This window comes from Actinomadura miaoliensis (assembly GCF_039536785.1).
Taxonomy (GTDB): domain Bacteria; phylum Actinomycetota; class Actinomycetes; order Streptosporangiales; family Streptosporangiaceae; genus Spirillospora; species Spirillospora miaoliensis.
The window spans coordinates 846,330-861,230 of record NZ_BAAAZG010000001.1; the positions used below are offsets into that span (position 1 = coordinate 846,330).

13 protein-coding genes and 1 pseudogene are annotated in these 14,901 nt (G+C 74.4%); 10 read left to right on the forward strand and 4 right to left on the reverse strand.

Annotated elements, in window-relative coordinates:
- Positions 1 to 44: 44 nt before the first annotated feature.
- Entirely contained in the window at positions 45 to 3,203 is a 3,159-nt protein-coding gene (locus ABD811_RS03910) for an AfsR/SARP family transcriptional regulator (protein WP_344940770.1), read from the forward strand.
- 110 nt (positions 3,204 to 3,313) lie between these two features.
- Complete coding sequence (locus ABD811_RS03915; RefSeq protein WP_344940774.1) at positions 3,314 to 4,870, forward strand: MFS transporter; 1,557 nt, start codon at positions 3,314 to 3,316, stop codon at positions 4,868 to 4,870.
- Positions 4,871 to 4,922: 52 nt separating this feature from the next.
- Here ABD811_RS03915 and ABD811_RS03920 read toward each other — a convergent pair whose 3' ends face one another.
- The gene (locus tag ABD811_RS03920; protein WP_344940777.1) at positions 4,923 to 6,851 is read right to left on the reverse strand and encodes a M48 family metalloprotease; all 1,929 of its coding nucleotides are present in this window, start codon (positions 6,849 to 6,851) and stop codon (positions 4,923 to 4,925) included.
- A 194-nt stretch (positions 6,852 to 7,045) separates the two neighbouring features.
- Positions 7,046 to 7,459, reverse strand: coding sequence for an ATP-binding protein (locus tag ABD811_RS03925; protein ID WP_344940780.1), 414 nt, complete (start codon positions 7,457 to 7,459; stop codon positions 7,046 to 7,048).
- 485 nt (positions 7,460 to 7,944) lie between these two features.
- On the opposite strand from ABD811_RS03925, the gene ABD811_RS03930 reads away from it, so the two are divergent.
- From ABD811_RS03930 to ABD811_RS03940, 3 genes are read left to right on the forward strand one after another with little or no spacing between them, the layout of a single operon-like run.
- Positions 7,945 to 8,865, forward strand: a complete 921-nt coding sequence (locus tag ABD811_RS03930; protein ID WP_425549364.1) for an SPFH domain-containing protein — start codon at positions 7,945 to 7,947, stop codon at positions 8,863 to 8,865.
- The gene (locus ABD811_RS03935; protein WP_344940786.1) at positions 8,862 to 9,086 is read left to right on the forward strand and encodes a type II toxin-antitoxin system antitoxin; all 225 of its coding nucleotides are present in this window, start codon (positions 8,862 to 8,864) and stop codon (positions 9,084 to 9,086) included. Before ABD811_RS03930 ends, ABD811_RS03935 begins: the two co-directional genes overlap by 4 nt.
- A 3-nt stretch (positions 9,087 to 9,089) precedes the next feature.
- Positions 9,090 to 9,713, forward strand: a complete 624-nt coding sequence (locus ABD811_RS03940; RefSeq protein WP_344940789.1) for a GOLPH3/VPS74 family protein — start codon at positions 9,090 to 9,092, stop codon at positions 9,711 to 9,713.
- A gap of 69 nt (positions 9,714 to 9,782) precedes the next feature.
- Here the strand turns inward: ABD811_RS03940 and ABD811_RS03945 are convergent, their stop codons facing one another.
- Positions 9,783 to 10,196, reverse strand: a complete 414-nt coding sequence (locus tag ABD811_RS03945) for an organic hydroperoxide resistance protein (RefSeq protein WP_344940791.1) — start codon at positions 10,194 to 10,196, stop codon at positions 9,783 to 9,785.
- Between the two features lie 60 nt (positions 10,197 to 10,256).
- Between ABD811_RS03945 and ABD811_RS03950 the strand changes: the two genes are divergently transcribed.
- The 5 genes and pseudogenes from ABD811_RS03950 to ABD811_RS03970 all read left to right on the forward strand — a co-directional run bounded on the left by ABD811_RS03950 (position 10,257) and on the right by ABD811_RS03970 (position 13,714).
- A complete protein-coding gene (locus ABD811_RS03950) occupies positions 10,257 to 10,730 on the forward strand; it encodes a MarR family winged helix-turn-helix transcriptional regulator (protein ID WP_344940794.1) in 474 nt (157 codons plus the stop codon).
- Positions 10,731 to 10,808: 78 nt separating this feature from the next.
- Positions 10,809 to 11,369 carry a 3'-5' exonuclease gene (locus ABD811_RS03955; RefSeq protein ID WP_344940797.1) on the forward strand — a complete coding sequence of 187 codons (561 nt, stop codon included), beginning with the start codon at positions 10,809 to 10,811 and terminating at the stop codon, positions 11,367 to 11,369.
- A 98-nt stretch (positions 11,370 to 11,467) separates the two neighbouring features.
- Positions 11,468 to 11,830, forward strand: a pseudogene (locus ABD811_RS03960) (ATP-binding protein); the annotation flags it as partial.
- 105 nt (positions 11,831 to 11,935) lie between these two features.
- The gene (locus ABD811_RS03965) at positions 11,936 to 12,334 is read left to right on the forward strand and encodes an ankyrin repeat domain-containing protein (RefSeq protein ID WP_344941070.1); all 399 of its coding nucleotides are present in this window, start codon (positions 11,936 to 11,938) and stop codon (positions 12,332 to 12,334) included.
- Between the two features lie 132 nt (positions 12,335 to 12,466).
- Complete coding sequence (locus tag ABD811_RS03970; protein WP_344940800.1) at positions 12,467 to 13,714, forward strand: alpha/beta hydrolase family protein; 1,248 nt, start codon at positions 12,467 to 12,469, stop codon at positions 13,712 to 13,714.
- A gap of 64 nt (positions 13,715 to 13,778) precedes the next feature.
- On the opposite strand, the gene ABD811_RS03975 is transcribed toward ABD811_RS03970, so the two are convergent.
- On the reverse strand, positions 13,779 to 14,846 hold the full coding sequence (locus ABD811_RS03975; protein WP_344940802.1) for a mechanosensitive ion channel family protein: 1,068 nt from the start codon (positions 14,844 to 14,846) through the stop codon (positions 13,779 to 13,781).
- Between the last annotated feature and the right edge of the window lie 55 nt (positions 14,847 to 14,901).

The following is a 14,901-nucleotide window of genomic DNA, read 5'->3' on the forward strand; positions in this document are numbered from 1 at the left end:
CTGGCGACGCACGGCGAACCGTTCCATACGGGAGAATCGTCGCCATGCGGTTCGGCGTTCTGGGGACGGTGGAGGCGCGTCTGGACGACGGGCGTGCCGTGGCCGTCGGGGGCCCACGTGTGCGCGCGCTTCTGGCCCTGCTGCTGATAGACGCGGGCCGCGTCGTCCCCACCGAACGGCTCATCGACGGCCTGTACGGGGAGGATCCCCCGGCCGGGGCGGCGAACGCGCTGCAGTCCCAGGTGTCGCGTCTGCGCCGGGCCCTGGGCGACGCGGAGCTTGTCGAGGGCACCGCCGCGGGTTACCGCCTGGCCGTCTCGCCGGACAGTGTGGACGCCCACCGCTTCGAGCGTCTCGCCCGTGAGGGACGCGACGCCCTGGCCAACGGCGACCACACCCGTGCCACGGCGTCGCTGCGTGAGGCCCTGAGCCTGTGGCGGGGCCCCGCACTGGCGGACGTGCCGTTGCCTGGCGGTCAGGCCGCACGCCTGGAGGAGTTGCGGATCGCCGCCATAGAAGACCACGCCGAAGCCGCACTCGCGCTGGGGGAGAACGCGTCCCTGCCGTCCTCCCTGCAGGAGGTGGTGGACGCCCACCCGCTGCGCGAACGCGCCCGGGGGCTGCTGATGCGCGCCCTGTACGGCAGCGGACGGCAGGCCGAGGCGCTCACCGTCTATGAGGACGGGCGGCGGATCATCGCGGACGAACTGGGAGCCGACCCGTCCGCCGAACTGTCGGACCTGCACCTGTCGATGCTGCGCGGCGACCTGGACCGGCCGCGCCCCGCTCCCCCCGACCACGCCACGCTGCCCGCGCAGCTGACCAGCTTCGTGGGGCGCGAGGAGGAGCTGCGGCAGGTGGGCAAGCTGCTCGCCGAGGCGCGGCTGGTGACGCTGCTGGGGCCGGGCGGCGCCGGCAAGACGCGGCTGGCGGTGGAGGCGGCGGCACGCGACCAGGGCCCGGTGTGCTTCGTCGACCTGGCCCCGCTGGGCGCCGGGGCGGAGGTGCCGAAGGCGCTGCTGGGCGCGCTCGGCCTGCGGGAGAACCCGGTACGGCCGGAGGCGCCGGGCGAGCCGTCCGGGCATCCCGACCCGGTGGGACGGCTCGTCGCCGCGCTGACCGGCCGCCGCATGCTGCTCGTCCTGGACAACTGCGAGCACGTGATCGAGGACGCGGCGCGGATCGCGCACCGGCTGCTGAGCGCCTGCCCGGACCTGCGCGTCCTGGCCACCAGCCGGGAGGCGCTGGGCGTCACCGGCGAGTCGCTGCGGCCGGTGCCGCCGCTGCCGGTGCCGCCCGCCGAGCTGCCCCCCGAGCAGGCCCTGCGCTACCCGGCGGTCCGGCTGTTCACCGACCGCGCCGCCGCCGTGCGGCCCGGGTTCACGGTCGACGACGCCACCCTCCCCGCGGTGCTGCGGATCTGCGCCGCGCTGGACGGGCTGCCGCTGGCGATCGAGCTGGCCGCGGCGCGGCTGCGCTCCCTGCCGGTCGCCGAGGTCGCCGCACGGCTGGACGACCGGTTCCGGCTGCTGTCGCGCGGCAGCCGCGCCGCCGCGCCCCGGCACCAGACGCTGCGCGCCGTCGTCGAGTGGAGCTGGGACCTGCTCGACGAGGAGGAGCGGCGGCTGGCCCGCCGCGTGACCGTGTTCGCCGGCGGGTTCTCCCCCGCGGCGGTGGCCCGGATCTGCGACCTGCCCGAACCCGACGCCGACGAACTGCTGATCGGCCTGGCCGACAAGTCGCTGCTGCAGCCCGAGCCGGCCCCGGCGGGCGTCCGCGAGGGCACCCGGTACCGCATGCTGGACACCGTCCGGGCGTTCTGCGCCGAACGGCTGGAGGAGGCGGGCGAGCACGACCGGGCGCGCCGCGCCCACGCCGAGTACTTCCTGGAGCTGGTGCTGACCGCCGACCCGCACCTGCGCGGTCCCGCGCAGCTGGAGTGGCTGGAGCGGCTGGCCGCCGAGCACGGCAACCTGCACGCGGCGCTGCGGCGCTGCGTGCACGCCGACCCGCCGCTGGCGCTGCGGCTGGTCGCGGCGCTGTCGTGGTACTGGTGGCTGCGCGGCCGCGTCGAGGGCGCCGCGCTGGCCGCCGAGCTGCTGCGCGTGATCGGCAACGAACCGCCGGACGGCCTGGAGGAGGAGTTCGTGGCCTGCGTCGCCAACGCGGTGTCGGGCGGGTCGGTGGTGACCGGCGGGGACGCGCGCCCGCTGCTGGACGCGGCGTCGTCCGCGCTGCGGCGCCTGGACCGCGAGCTGCGGTATCCGGCCACGCTGGTGCAGTGGGGGCTGACCATCGGCCCGATGGACGACGACCCCGCGGCGTACGACAAGCTGATCGGCTCCGCTCCGTGGACGACGGCGCTGATGCACATGAGCGAGGCGTTCGTGCGGCAGTTCCGCTCGGAGATGTCCGCGGCCGAGGCCGAGTGCGAGGCCGCGCTCACGGGGTTCCGGGCGGTGGGCGACCGGTGGGGCATCGCCAACACCCTGGACCAGCTGGCCCAGCTGACCGCGTGGCGCGGCGACCGCGCCCGCGCCCGGCGGCTGCTGGACGAGGCCCTCACCATGATCGAACCGCTCGGCGCCATGGAGGACACCGCCGACCTGCTGTGCAGCCGGGGCGCGATGTCCCTGCAGGACGGGGACCTGGCCGCCGCCCAGGCCGACTTCACCACGGCCGTCGGACTGGCCCGCCGGTCGGGCGTCCCCGACAAGGTCGCCGCCGGGTACAACAGGCTCGGCGACGTGGCGCGGCTGCGCGGCGACCTGGCCGAGGCCCGCCGGCGGTACGAGGCGGCGATGCACGCCTTCGGCAGCGAACGGTTCCTCGCGCGGGCCACGCGGGCGGCGGCGCACGTCGGGCTCGGCTGGGTGGCCACCGCCGAGGGCGACCTGGACGCCGCGCGGCGGCTGCACCGCCGGGCGCTGGAGATGTCGTTCGACCACCCCATCTTCCTGCACCGCGCGGAGGCCGTCGTGGGGCTGGCGGGCGTCGCGCTGCGGGAGGGGGACGCCGAGCGCGCCGCCTTCCTGCTGGGCGCCGCGGCCGCGCTGCGGAGCGGCCACCCCGACGGCACGCCCGACGCCTCACAGGTCACCGCGCGGGTGCGCGCGCTGCTCGGCGACGCCGCCTTCACGTCCGCCCACCACCGCGGCGCGGCCCTGACCCCGGACGAGGCCCTCGCCGCCGCCCGCGCCTAGCGGCGCCCGGCGGCCGCGCACCGCCCCGGCCACGCACCGCCCCGGCCACGCACCGCCCCGGTCAGCGGGCGGTGCGCCGACGGTCAGCGGCGGGCCCGACGCTGCCGTGCATGAACACCTCAGCCATCCCGCCCCACCGCAAATGGGGCACGTTCGTCATCGGGTGCCTGCTCATGGTGGTGCCCGGCATCGACCTGACGGCGCTCAACCTGGCCGTCCCCCACATCACCGCCGACCTGGACCCGTCGGCCACGCAGATCCTGTGGATCGCCGACATCTACGGCTTCGCGCTGGCCGGGCTGCTGATCACGATGGGCGCCGTCGGCGACCGCGTCGGGCACCGCAACCTGCTGCTCACCGGCGTCGCCCTGTTCGCCGCCGCGTCCGCGCTGACCGCCTACGCCTGGAGCGCCGAGCTGCTGGTCGCGGCGCGCGCCCTGCTCGGCGTGGCCGGGGCCACGCTGATGCCGTCCGCGCTGGCGCTGATCCGCCGCGTGTTCACCCAGCCCAAGGAGCGCACCATGGCGGTCGGCGCGTTCATGGGGTCCGGCGCGCTGGCGGTCGGGCTCGGCCCGGTGCTCGGCGGCGGCCTGCTGGAGCACTTCTGGTGGGGCGCGGTCTTCCTGATCAACGTGCCGATCATGGCGGTGATCCTGGTGGCCGGGGCCATGCTGCTGCCCGGCTCGCACGGGCCCGGGCACGGCCGGGTGGACGCGCTGAGCGTGCCGCTGTCGGCCGCCGGGGTCCTCGGCATGGTCTACGCGATCAAGGAGGCGGCGGTGCACGGGCTGGACGTCGCGCAGGTGCGCGTGGGCGTCGCGGTCGGGGTCGCCGGGCTGGCGCTGTTCCTGTGGCGGCAGACCCGGCTGGCGCACCCGATGATCGACGTGCGGCTGTTCCGCCGGGTCACCTTCACCGGCTCGGTGGCGATCAACATGTTCGCGATGTTCGGCCTGGTCGCCCAGTCGCTGATCTTCTCGCTGTACTTCCAGCTGGTGCTGGGCTGGTCGCCGCTGTGGGCGGGACTGGCCGGGCTGCCCGGCGCGGTGGGCGCCGCGGTGGGCGGCGCCGCGCTGGCCGCGCCGCTGATCTCCGCCGTCGGCCGGGCCCGGACCGTGACGATCGGCATGGTCGTCAGCGGCGTGTCGTACGCCACGTTCATCGGGTTCGGCACCGACCCGTCGTACCCGCTCATGGTGGTCCCGATGCTGCTGGGCGGCCTGGGCATGGGCATGGCGATGACCGTCACCGGCGACACGGTGCTGGCCTCGGTGCCCCGGCGGCGCGCGGGCTCCGCGTCGGCGATCGCCGAGACCGCCACCGAACTCGGCGGCGCCCTGGGCATGGCGGTCCTCGGCAGCGTGGTGACCGCCGTCTACCGGCACAGCCTGGACCTGCCGTCCGGCCTGCCCGCGGGCGCCGAGCACGCCGCCCGCGAGTCCCTGGCCTCCGCCGCGGGCACCGCCGCCGGCCTGCCGCCGGACCTGGCCGCCCGGCTCCTGGACGCCACACGGGTCGCCTACGTCGACGGCATGCACGCCGCCATGCTGGCCAGCGCCGCGGTGATGGCGTGCGTCGCGGTGACCGCGCTGTTCACCCTGCGGTCCGTGCCCAAGGTCATCCCGGACGAGGCGCACGACGACACGCCCGTCCCGGCGGCCATCTGAACGGCGGACGGCCCCGCCCGGACGGGGGATCGTCCGCCGTCTCGGGCGAGCCTCAGAGCTTCTCCTGCGACCAGGTGATGCGGGGGCCCAGCAGCGAATGCAGGATCTTCATCGCCTCGGCGGGCTCGGTGCACGGAGGCTGGCCCTGGACGCGTACGGCCGCCTGCCGGCGTACGCCCTGGTCGTCGGTCCAGGCGCAGTCCACGCTGAGCGTCCACTTGTCGCCCTTGGCCCACATCGCGGCACGGGTGACGTCCTTGGCGCCCAGCAGCCAGTTCCCGTCGCGTTCGAGCAGCTCGGCCGGGCTGGAACGCAGCATGCGCTCGGTGCGCTGGTGCCATGCCGTCTGCGACATCCCGCCGCGCATGACCTCGGTGCCGGACAGGCGAACGAACAGCAGCCCCACGTCGAGCACCAGCGCGTCGTAGTACTCGCCGTCCTGCTCCACCGCGTACAGGACCCCGAGCAGGTCGATCGACGCGCGGTCGGGCCGCGGCGGGCGGTGGGCGAGATCGACCCCGGCCTGCCGCAGCCAGGACCGCAGCCCCGGCACGTGCTGCGGGCCGATCTGCTCGGGCACGACACGGGACATGTCGATCTCCGTGCCGTCGTGGGCGACGGGCCGGGCGGGCGCCCCCGACCAGGAGAACCGGTACCGCACGCTGCCCGCCGACAGCAGCGCCGAGGTGAACAGGCCGATCACGTGCCCGCGCAGCACCGCCGCGTGCGCCTCCCCGACCCGGTCGGGCGGCAGTTCGGGCAGGTCGCGGCACAGCTCGGCGGCCAGCGCGGGGCCGCCGCCGCGTTCCAGCAGGTCGAGCAGCGTCCCGAGGGTGGGCGCCGGGCCCGGCGCGCCCGTCACCCGTTCGACCTGCTCCAGCAGCCGCGTGCCCTCCTCCGCCGCCTCCAGCGCAGCGGACCGGCACACCAGCTCGGCCCAGTCCAGCACGGTGGCCTCGTCGCCGAACATGGCCTGGCGCATGGCGTGCGCGGCGCGGTGCGGGTCGGTGAGCAGCGCCGTCGCCAGCCGCTGGTCGGGGCGCAGGCCCTGCGGCTCGGGGCAGCGTCCGATCGCCTCCAGCCGTTCGGCGAGCGTGGGATGGGAGTCGTAGGGGTCGCGCTCCTCGGGCTGCCGCAGCACCTCGGCCATCTCGCCGCGGCGGCTCGGCTCGGCCAGCAGCGCCCGGAAACCGCCGAACAGGTCGGCCGGGGCCAGGCCGTACCGCACGCCCGCGCCCGCGAACCGGTCGAGGAAGAACGACCAGGCGGCGGCGGTGGCGCGCACCTGCTGCAACGCGGTGGCCGCGGCCGCACGCCCCGCGATCTGCACCATGAACCGGTCGGCCTCGATCTCCTGCCGGCGCCGCACCCCCTGCGAGACCCGGAAGTAGAGCTTGGCGTAGGCCTCGAACACCCGCCGCGCGAACGACGAGCCGGACAGGGCCTCGACGGTGTGCGCCAGCGACACCGCGCCCCGGTACGTCAGCCCGCCGAGCCGGGTGTGCCGCCCGCTGTAGTGGCCCAGTTCGTGGCCGAGCACCGCGCGCATCTGGTCGTTGGTGAGGGTCTCCAGCAGCGGCACCCCGATGAGCATGTACCGGCGGCGCCCCCGCAGCCCCAGCCAGCGCGTGTCCTCGCTGACGGCCGCGTTCACCTCGGGGACGAACAGCACCTCGTCCGGCGGACGCGTGCTCACCCGCGCGGCCAGGTCGTCGATCACGTTCCACAGCACGGGCTCGTCCGCCCGGGTCACCGGGACCCCGGCCGGCCGCTCCGCCCGCTGGCGCGCCGCCCGCACCATCGCCCCGAGCAGCGGGACCGACACCGCCAGCATCACCAGCGTCAGCTTGATCGTGCCCGCGTTCGGATACCGGACGGTCAGCACCGCCGCCGCCACCGCGAGCCCCAGGAACACCAACGCCAGCAGGTAGTACCCCGCCAGCAACGCCACCGCCACCACGGCCCGAACCACGATCGTCACGCCGACCTCACCGCGCACATCCCCTGACCTCGAAGAATCCGCTCATGATCCCGCCGCCCCCGGATCGGGTCAAACCATCCCTCTTCTCGTGATCACACGGTCACCGAAAGCGCCCTCCGGCGTTCCGGGAAGGCCCGGCCGCCCGGAGCGCGAAGGCCGCCTCCCGGCGCGGCCGGGCTAGGAGCGGCAGGAGGTCATCGCAGCCACTCCCCCGCGAACATGGCGGTGACCGTGCGGCCGGAGTCGTCGCCGTACCAACCCCAGCTCGTCGCCAGGTGGGAGACGGTCCGCAGGCCGCGCCCGCTCTCGGCGAGCTCGTCGACGTCCCGGACGGTGGGCTCTCCGGGGCCGCCCTGGTCGGTGACGGCCACGGCCACACCGCTGCAACGGCCGAGGACCTCGACGGTGAACAAGCCGTCCCCCTGCCCCGACTTGGTGTGCCGCAGCGCGTTGACGACCAGTTCGTCCACGGCCAGCAGCACCTCGTCGAGTGCGGGGAATCCGGTCAGCAGGCAGGAGGTGAACCGCCGCGCGGCGCGGGCCTGTTCGGCGTCACCGGGAAAGGACCGGAGCCAGTAGAGGGCGGTCGGGGGTGTCGTCAGAAGCATCGGATACCTCGGGGTCGGAGATCTGGCGTGACCTCTCGGAAGGGCAGCGCCATTTCATGCTCACACCAGAACCCGCGACAGTCCGTCAGTGCGGCTGTCGAATCACCGCGACGGCCTCGTCATCACGACGTATCGCGGAAAATTCTCATCCCGGGCGTACGGGGGCGGGCACCACCGGGCGGCGGGGGCGAAAGTTTCCCCGCAAGAACGCATGACAAAGTCGCCGGCCGCAGCCGAACAGACTGTCGGCACCTTTCGCACGCGGCCCCCGAGCCCCATCCGACCATCGCCGTCCGGGGCCGTCGCGCGGCGCACGCCGCCCCACCGCCGGTCGCCGAGCCGGCCGAGGAGCGGGGCCGGCGCCATGGACCTGCCGGCCCCCTCCCCCTGCGCGGTCCTCCGGTGACCGGCCGCCCGCCGGGGGACGGATTGGAAAAAGTGATATCAGTTTGCTAGCTTGGTGCCATACCGAGAGGAGCCGGATGATGAAGGTCGACGGGGGTGCCGCCGGGCTGGCGGAGCTGCCCAAGGTGGACGTCGCCGAGCGGGAGGCGCGCAACCTCAGCGGATGGCCCATGCTGCTGCTGGCGCTGGGGCTGATCGTGTTGGCCGCGGTGGCGGTCGGGCTCGGGGTCGTGGCGGGAGGCTCGGCGATCGCGGTCGGGATCGTGACCGGCAGCGTGCTGCTGGTGGCCGGTGTGGTGGTGGCGGCGGGGCTGACGCCGGTGGCGCCGAACGAGGCCAGGGTGCTGCAGGTGCTCGGGCGCTACACCGGGACGGTCCGCACCGACGGGCTGCGCTGGGTGAATCCGATCAGTGAGCGCAAGCGGGTGTCGACGCGCATCCGCAACCACGAGACGGACCGGGCGAAGGTCAACGACCTGGACGGCAACCCGATCGAGATCTCCGCGGTGGTGGTGTGGCAGGTCGAGGACACCGCGCGCGCGGTGTTCGCGGTGGACGACTTCGTGGAGTTCGTGGCGTTCCAGACCGAGGCCGGGCTGCGGCACATCGCGGGCAGCTTCCCCTACGACGCGCACGACCGGCTGTCGCTGCGCGACAACGCCGACGAGATCACCGCCAAGCTGTCGGAGGAGCTGACGCTGCGGGTCGCCGCGGCCGGGGTGCGGATCGTCGAGTCGCGGATCACCGGGCTGGCGTACGCGCCGGAGATCGCGCAGGCCATGCTGCGCCGCCAGCAGGCGGGCGCCGTGGTGGCGGCGCGGCAGCGGATCGTCGAGGGCGCGGTCGGCATGGTGCAGCTGGCGCTCGACCGGCTGGACGAGGAGAACGTGGTCGAACTGGACGAGGAACGCAAGGCGGCGATGGTCAGCAACCTGCTGGTCGTGCTGTGCGCCGATCGCGACGCGCAGCCGATCGTCAACGCCGGCTCGCTCTACCAGTGACGGACCGCAAGAAGATCCTTTTGCGGCTGGATCCGGCCGTGCACGACGCGCTGGCCCGCTGGGCGTCCGACGAGCTGCGCAGCACCAACGCCCAGATCGAGTTCCTGCTGCGCAAGGCGCTGGCCGACGCGGGGCGCATGCCCCGCGGGGCCGCGCGGATGCGGCGGCCGGGCCGGCCGCGCAAGGACGGCGACGACACCGGGCGGAAGGACGAGGACTAGGTCATGGTGAAGGTGCCCGAATCACTGCCGGCCAGGATGTACCTGCTGGCCTACGACCTGAGGCGGGGCCGCATGCCGTACAACGGCGGCCGCCTGGGCTACGTGCTGCGCGGCGCGGCCCTGGCCGAGCTGTACCTGGACGGGCGGCTCGTCGAGGAGCGCCGCGGGCCCCGGCCCGGCACGCCGGGCGAGGACCCGTACGGCCTGGTGGAGCAGATCGCGGCGTCGCGGCCGCGGTCGTGGCACTACTGGGTGCGCAAGGACAGCCGCGCGATGGTGCGCAGGGTGCGCGAGGAGCTGGCCGCCGACGGCTGGATCCGCGTGCGCCGGCACCGGGTGCTGGGGGTGTTCCCCGCGCACCGGGTGGAGGTGAAGGACCCGCGGGTGGTCAAGACGCTGTGGGGCGGGGCGTCCTCGGCGCTGCGCGGCAGGCCCATCGCGCACGTCAACAGCTATGACGCGGCGGCGGTGGCGCTGGCGGCGGCGGGCGAGCTGAACACGGTGCTGCCCGGCCCGGAGCGGCGCCGCCACAAGCGGCGCATCACCGAGCTGAGCGCGCGGACCGGGCCGGCGGCCGGGGCCGTGCGGAGGGTGGTCCGCGCGGACCAGGCCGCCGGCGGCGGATGACCGCTGGATCAGGGACACCTGCCTGGCGCAGGAGTTGGAGAGGCGTCACCCGAGGGGGACGCCTCTCGATCATTCGACGACCAGTTCCACGGGGATGTTGCCGCGGGTGGCGTTGGAGTACGGGCAGACCTGGTGGGCCTTGTCGACCAGCGCGCGTCCCGCCTCGCCCTGCAGCTCGTCGGGCAGTTCCACGCGCAGCACGACGCTCAGGCCGAAGCCGGACTGCACGTCGCCGCCGATGCCGACCTCGGCGGTGACGGAGACGTCGCGCACGTCCTGGCCGGTGCCGCGGGCCACGGCGCCGAGCGCGCTGGCGAAGCAGGCGGCGTATCCGGCGGCGAACAGCTGCTCGGGGTTGGTGCCGCGGCCGGTGCCGCCCATCTCGGCCGGCAGGGCGAGGGCCAGGTCGAGCCGGCCGTCGGAGCTGACGGCGCGGCCGTCCCGCCCGTTGGCGGTGGCGACGGCGGTGTACTGGGCGTCCATGACCTCTCCTTTAATTGAGTGCAATTCGATTGTACGCAATCGAACTCTAGGATGGAACGCATGGACAGTGCAACGCCGCGCGACCTGCCCGCCGAGGAGGCCATGCGGCTCGACCGCCAGGTGTGCTTCGCCGTGCACGCGACCTCGCGCGCGTTCGACGCGGTGTACCGGCCGCTGCTGCGCGACCTCGGCCTGACCTATCCGCAGTACCTGGCGATGCTGGTGCTGTGGGAGCACGGCTCGCTGACCGTCAAGGAGCTGGGGCTGGCGCTGCGGCTGGACTCCGGCACGCTCTCGCCCCTGCTCAAGCGGCTGGAGTCGGCGGGCCTGGTGCGGCGCGAGCGCAGCGCCCGCGACGAGCGGCAGGTGACGGTGTCGCTGACCGGCCCCGGACGGGAACTGCGGCGGCGGGCCGCGGCGGTGCCCTTCCGCATCATGGCGGCGACCGGCCTGGACGAGCAGGAGCTGGTCGCGCTGCGCCGCTCCCTGGAACGCGTCACCGCCGCCCTGGACGCCGCGTCCGGCCGCGGCTGAGCGCCCCGGCGGCCCGCGCGCCGGGCGGCCGGAAAAACGATCGCCGGTGGCCGGGCGAGGGCGCTAGCGTGCCGGGGCATGGAACCCCATGGCCGCCTTCTCAACGTCGTCGACGTGGAGGCCACCTGCTGGGAGGGCCGTCCCCCGGGCGGGCAGGTCAGCGAGATCATCGAGATCGGGCTGTGCGTGGTGGACCTGGAGACCCGCGAGCGGGTCGAGCGGCACCGCGTGCTCGTGCGGCCCGAGCGCTCGTCGGTCAGCGCGTTCTGCACCGAGCTGACCGGGCTGACCCAGGAGGAGGTGGACGGCGGGATCGGGTTCGCGGAGGCGTGCGCGCTGCTCGAACGCGAGCACCGCGCGCGTTCGCGGGCCTGGGCGAGCTGGGGCGACTACGACCGCAAGCAGTTCGAGCGCCAGTGCGCCGCCGCCGGGGTGCGCTACCCGTTCGGCCGCCGCCACACCAACGCCAAGGCGACCTACTCGGCGGCGCACGGCCTGCCGCGCAGGCTCGGCATGGCCGGGGCGCTGCGGCACGCGGGCATCCCCCTGGAGGGCCGCCACCACAGCGGGGTCGACGACGCCTGGAACATCGGCGCCCTCGTCCTGGACATCGTCGCCAGGGACGCCTGGCCAGGCTGAACGCCCGCCGCGCGGCACATTCCACGCGCGAGCCATGATTCGGGACGCCTGTCACGGGCAGGGTGCCCCCAGGAGAACAGCCGTCCGACGGAGTCGACATGGAGATCAGCCTTGATCTTCGCTTGCCGCGGGACGCCGCGAGCGTTCCCGCGGCGCGACGCCTGCTCGACTCGTCCCTGTGCGCACTCGGAGTGGACGCGGCGATCCGCGGCGACATCGAGCTGATGCTCACCGAGGCCTGCACCAACGCGATCCGGCACGCGGGCAAGGGCGAGGAGTACACCGTGCGGGTGGGCATCCTGGACGAGCGCTGTGTGATCAAGGTGATCGACTCGGGCCCCGGATACGGCGCGGGCCACGGCGAGGCGCCCGGCCCGCTGTCCGAGCACGGCCGCGGGATGCTGCTCATGCGGGCCCTGGCCGACGGGGTGCGGTTCGGGTCGGCGTCCCGGCAGGGCGCCCTGGTGGCGCTGGAGAAGCACCTGCGCTACGGGCGCGACTCGCTGGGCAGCAGGCTCGCCGACCACGCGGCGGACGGTCCGTGGCCGGGAAGTAGTGTTCGTGTCATGAGCGAGGCCGACCCGGAACTGCAGGAGTTCGCGACCAGGCTGTTCGAGCTGGCGCGCGCGGGACGGACGGAGGAGCTGGTCGCCTACGTCGACGCCGGGGTGCCGGTGAACCTCACCAACGACAAGGGCGACACGCTGCTCATGCTGGCCGCCTACCACGGCCACGCCGAGACCGTCCGCGCCCTGGTGGCCCGGGGCGCCGATCCCGAACGGGCCAACGACCGCGGCCAGCGTCCGCTGGCGGGGGCGGTGTTCAAGCAGGAGGCCGAGGTGGTGCGGGCGCTGCTGGAGGGTGGCGCCGACCCGCGCGCCGGGCGTCCGTCGGCGATCGAGACCGCGCGGATGTTCGACCTGACCGAGTATCTCGCCTGGTTCGACGAGGCCACCGCCACCTGACCGGCGCCGCGCGCGGGCAGGCCGGCGAGGTCGTGCGGGCCGGTGAAGGGGCGCGCGGGCTGACGAAAGTCAGGGGGCGGGGCTGCCGTTCGGGCATGCCGCGCGGGCGCCCCGTCCCGCCAGGCTGGGCGCATGCGATCAAGGACTTTCCGGCGGCTCGGCCTGCTGACGGCCGTGGCCGCCCTGCCCCTGTCCCTCACCGTCGCGTGCGGGACCAGCGCCACGGCCGCGCGGACGTCGGCCGCCGCCCCGGCCGGCTTCGACCTGCCCCGCCCGACCGGCCGCCACGCCGTCGGCACCACCGAGCTGCACCTGGTCGACCACGGCCGTCCCGACCCGTGGGTGCAGGGCCGCACGCGCGAACTGATGATCAGCGTCTGGTATCCGTCGGGCGGCGGCGGGACGGTCGCGCCGTACCTGCGTCCGGGGGTGGCCAGGGCGCTGGCGGGAGAGACCGTGCTCGGCATGTTCCCGCCCGGCAGCGTGGACTGGGCGGGCGCCCGCACGCACGCCTTCGAGTCCGCCGCGCCCGACCTGCGGCTCGGCGGCCGCCCGGTGGTGCTCTACTCCCCCGGCTTCGGGACGCTGCGCGGGCTCGGCACGGCCGTGGTCGAGGAGCTGGTCAGCCGGGGGTACGTGGTCGTCACGATGGACCACACCTACGAGGCGGCGCTGGTGGAGTTCCCCGGAGGCCGGGTGGAGGCCGCGCGGCTGCCCGAGCAGGGGCCGGAACGCCTGAAGACCGCCATGGCCACGCGCGTCGCCGACACCCGGTTCGTCATGGACGCCCTTGAGGAGCTGGCGGCGGGCCGCAACCCCGACGCCGAGGGACGCGCGCTGCCCCGGGGCCTCGGCCGCATGCTCGACCTGTCGCGGATCGGCATGTTCGGGCACTCGGCGGGCGGCATCCAGGCGGCCGAGACGATGGTCGGCGACCGCCGGCTGGACGCCGGGATCGACATGGACGGCACCATGCAGTACGCCGAGGGCGACCTCATGGAGGCCGCGCGCAAGGGGGTGGACCGGCCGTTCATGCTGATGGGCGCGGCCACCGGCGGAGAGCCGCAGACGCACCGCACCTCCCCGTCCTGGGGCGCGTTCTGGGACCGCTCGACCGGCTGGAAGCGCGACCTGAACGTCCCGGAGGGCTCCCACTACACCTACACCGACCTGCAGGACATCCTCCCGGACGTCGACCCGTCCGTGTACGTCCCCGCCGACGTGCGGCGCGACTTCATCGGCACCGTCGACCCCGCCCGGATCATGACGTCGCAGCGCGCCTACGTCACGGCGTTCTTCGACCGTCACCTGCTGGGGCGTCCCGGGCGTCTGCTGGACGGGCCGTCACCCCGCCACCCCGACGTCCGCTTCGTCTCCTGACCCGCGCCACCTCCTGATCGGCTCCGGCGGGGACGGGCACCGGGCCCGTCCCCGCACGGAGGCGTCACGGCTGTCCGGGAGGGGCGGTGAGGAGGTCGCCGGGGTGGTCGGTGTCCAGGAGGACGCGGCGCATGGGGAAGGGGATCTCGATGCCCTCGGCGCGGAAGCGGCGGTGCAGGCGCTTGACGAACTCGTGCTTGATGCGGAACTGCTCGCCGAACTCGTCGATGCGCAGGATCACGTTGAAGGCGATGCGCGAGTCGCCGAAGGTGTGGAAGCGCACCAGCGTCTCGGCGTCCTTGACGCCGCCCTCCACCTCGGCCATGACCTCCTGGCCGACCTCGACGACGACCTTCTCGACCTGCTCCAGGTCGCTGCCGTAGGCGACGCTGCACCCGATGATCAGGCTCATGTCCTGGGCGGGGCGGTGGTAGTTGGTCAGGATCGTGTCGGAGAACCGCTGGTTGGGGATGACCTCGATGTTGTCCGACAGGGTGCGGATCGAGGTGTTGCGCCAGTTGATGTCGACGACGTAGCCCTCCTGGCCGCTGCTGAGCCTGATGTAGTCGCCCGGCTCGATGGTCTTGGACGCCAGCACGTGCACGCCCGCGAACAGGTTGGCCAGGGTGTCCTGCAGCGCCAGCGCCACGGCCAGGCCGCCGACGCCCAGGGCGCCCAGCACCGGGGTGATCGACACGCCCAGGGTCTGCAGCATCACCAGCATGCCGACGCCCAGCACCACCACCCGGGTGATGTTGGCGAAGATCGTCACGTTGGCGGCCGTGCCCTGCCGGCCGAGGGCGATCGAGGCGACGACGCCCGCGCACATCCGCGCCAGGGCCAGCGCGACGACCAGCACGGTCACCGCCGTCAGCACCCGGCCGGTGATGTCCAGGGTGCGCGGGGTGATGTGCAGCACGTTGGCCGCCAGCCACGCGCCGCCCAGCACCGCCAGGGGCAGCGCCAGGTCGTGCAGCAGCCGGGCGACCAGGTCGTCCCAGGCCCACCGGGTGTCCCCGGCCCGCCGGGTCAGCCGTCCCGACAGCATGCGCAGGACGATGGCGACCACGACGGCGACCGCCATGATCACGGCGGCGGCGATGACCGAGCCCCACTCCAGTGAGTCAGGCATAGCGCGCGTTCTCTCCCTCTGGTGGACGGACGTCCGGCGGACCGGCCGGACCGGA